Source organism: Longimicrobium sp. (assembly GCA_036387335.1).
GTDB lineage: Bacteria > Gemmatimonadota > Gemmatimonadetes > Longimicrobiales > Longimicrobiaceae > Longimicrobium.
Map to the genome: position 1 here is coordinate 1 of DASVTZ010000104.1, position 2,307 is coordinate 2,307.

General features: G+C 72.9%; 2 protein-coding genes. Both read left to right on the top strand.

Annotated elements, in window-relative coordinates:
• Positions 1-1,058, top strand: a 1,058-nt coding sequence (locus tag VF647_09010; GenBank protein HEX8452221.1) for a glycosyltransferase, incomplete at its 5' end; no start/stop codon positions are given.
• Between the two features lie 26 nt (positions 1,059-1,084).
• Complete coding sequence (locus VF647_09015) at positions 1,085-2,143, top strand: polysaccharide deacetylase family protein (protein HEX8452222.1); 1,059 nt, start codon at positions 1,085-1,087, stop codon at positions 2,141-2,143.
• Positions 2,144-2,307 lie beyond the last annotated feature (164 nt).

The following is a 2,307-nucleotide window of genomic DNA, read 5'->3' on the forward strand; positions in this document are numbered from 1 at the left end:
GGGAGCCGCTGGTCTCGGTGGTGACGCCGTGCTACAACGCGGCGCCGTTCGTGGCGGAGACCATCGAGTCGGTGCTGGCGCAGACGCACCCGTCGGTGGAGCAGATCGTGGTGGACGACGCCTCCACGGACGGGAGCTGGGAGGTGATCGAGCGCTACGTGGCGCTCCACCCCGGCCGGGTGCGCGGCGTGCGGCTGGAGGCGAACCGCGGCGGAAGCCACGCCCGCAACCGGGGCGCGGAGCTGGCGCGCGGCGACATGGTGATGTTCCTGGACGCGGACGACGTCATCGCGCCGGACACGCTCGCCGCCCTCGTGGATGCCGTGCGCCACCGAGCGGACGGGATCGCGGTGTGCGGGTGGTCGCGCCTGGCCAAGGTGGACGGCGCGTGGGTGGCCTCGCCGGCCGAGATCACCCCGCCCGACCCCGCGGCGGACCCCCTGCGCGAGTGGCTGGAGGGGCGCTGGGTGGCCACCTGCTCCGTGCTCTGGCGCCGCGAGGTGTACGAGCGCACCGGCGGGTGGGACGAGGCGCTCACCGGCAACGACGACGGCGACGTGATGATGCGCGCGCTGGCCGACGGAGCGCGCCTGGTGCCGGCCAGCGGGGGGATGAGCTTCTACCGGATGCACGGCGACTCGCGCGTCTCGGCCAGCGGCGCCATGCTCTTCTCGGAGCGCGTCTTCGGCTCCTTTCTGGATTCGCTGGAGAAGCTGGAGGCGCAGCTCGCTCGCGCGGGGAAGCTGGACGAGTACCTCCCCTCCATCGGCATCGCGTACGCCCGGCTCCCCGCCGCCGGCTTCCTGCAGACGCACCCGGAGCTGGCGCGCCGCTGCCTGGACCGGGCGGTGCGCTACGCCGCCGGCCCCGACGCGCTGCGGCCGGCGCTCGGCAGGACGCTCCCCGGGCGCATCCTTTCGCGGCTCCTGGGCGTGGAAGGGAAAGAAAAGATCGCCGGAGCGCTGGCCCGCCTGGGAATCATGACCGGGGAGCGCCGCAGGTTCCGGAAGGCGGCGGCCCTCCACTCGAGCCGCGCCGCGTCGCGGCCGGCGGACTGACCCTCACCCCCGCGTCCGGTAACGCCATGCCCATCGGCCTGGAAGTGCGTCCCATGGCGGTAAGGCTCATGAGGCTCGCGCCGGTGCGCTTCTTCGGCGCGGTGCTCCCGCGTGAGGTGATCGCCTTCTGCTACCACACGGTTTCGGACGAGTCGCTTCCGCACGTGCGGCCGATGTACCCGTACAAGACGGCGGCGCAGTTCGAGGCGGACCTGGTGTACCTCAAGAGCCGCTTCCGCCTGCTCTCGTACGAAGAGCTCGCGGAGGCGCGGCGTACCGGACGCCCCGTGGGTCCCAACGCGGCCCTCCTCACCTTCGACGACGGCTACGCGGAGTGCCACTCCACGGCGCGCCCGCTCCTGCTGAAGCACGGCGTGCCGTGCGTCTTCTTCGTGACCACCGGCGTGCTGGACAACGCCCGGATGCTCCTCTTCAACCAGATCGCCCTCTGCATGGACGCGCGGCGGCGGCTGGGGGAGGAGAGCGACGGCGCCTTTCGCGAGCTGGAGGCGGAGCTGGGGATTGAGCTGCGGAGCTTCAGCTGCTTCGAGCGCTGGATGCAGGGGTCGGGCGCGGATTCGCACCCCGCCGTGGACCGGCTGTGCGAGCGGCTGGGGGTGGACGTGGCCGGCTTCCTCGCCACGCGGCGGCCGTACATGACCCGCGAGCAGGTGCGCGAGCTGGCGGCGGACGGCTTCACCATCGGCGGGCACACGATCGGGCACCGGCACCTCGGCTCCCTGCCCGCCGACGAGTGCTCGCGCGAGATCGTGGAGTCGTGCCGCGAGGTCGCGAGCATCACGGCCGCGGCGGAGCCCATCCCCTTCGCCTTTCCGTACGACGCCAGGGGCGTGCGGCGCGACACCCTCCGCCAGCTCCGGCACGAGCACCCGTTCCTGGGGCTGATGTTCGGCAGCGACCAGATGGAGGTGGACGAGGATTTCCTGATGAACCGCATCCTGGCCGACACGCCGCCCCGCGGCGGCCGGCCGGTGAGCAACCTCCCCGGCTACCTGCGCGGCGCCTACTTCGACGCGATCCGGGAGCGCCTCGCCCCGCGCCGCCCCGCGGGGGGCGCGGCATGACCCCCCCGCTGGTCTCGGTGGTGACGCCGTGCTACAACGCGGCGCCCTTCGTGGCGGAGACCATCGAGTCGGTGCTGGCGCAGACGCACCCGTCGGTGGAGCAGATCGTGGTGGACGACGCCTCCACGGACGGGAGCTGGGAGGTGATCGAGCGCTACGTGGCG

Excerpts from the sequence above, each read along its gene's own strand:
- VF647_09015 (HEX8452222.1), top strand. The coding sequence starts at position 1,085 with ATGCCCATCGGCCTGGAAGTGCGTCCCATGGCGGTAAGGCTCATGAGG.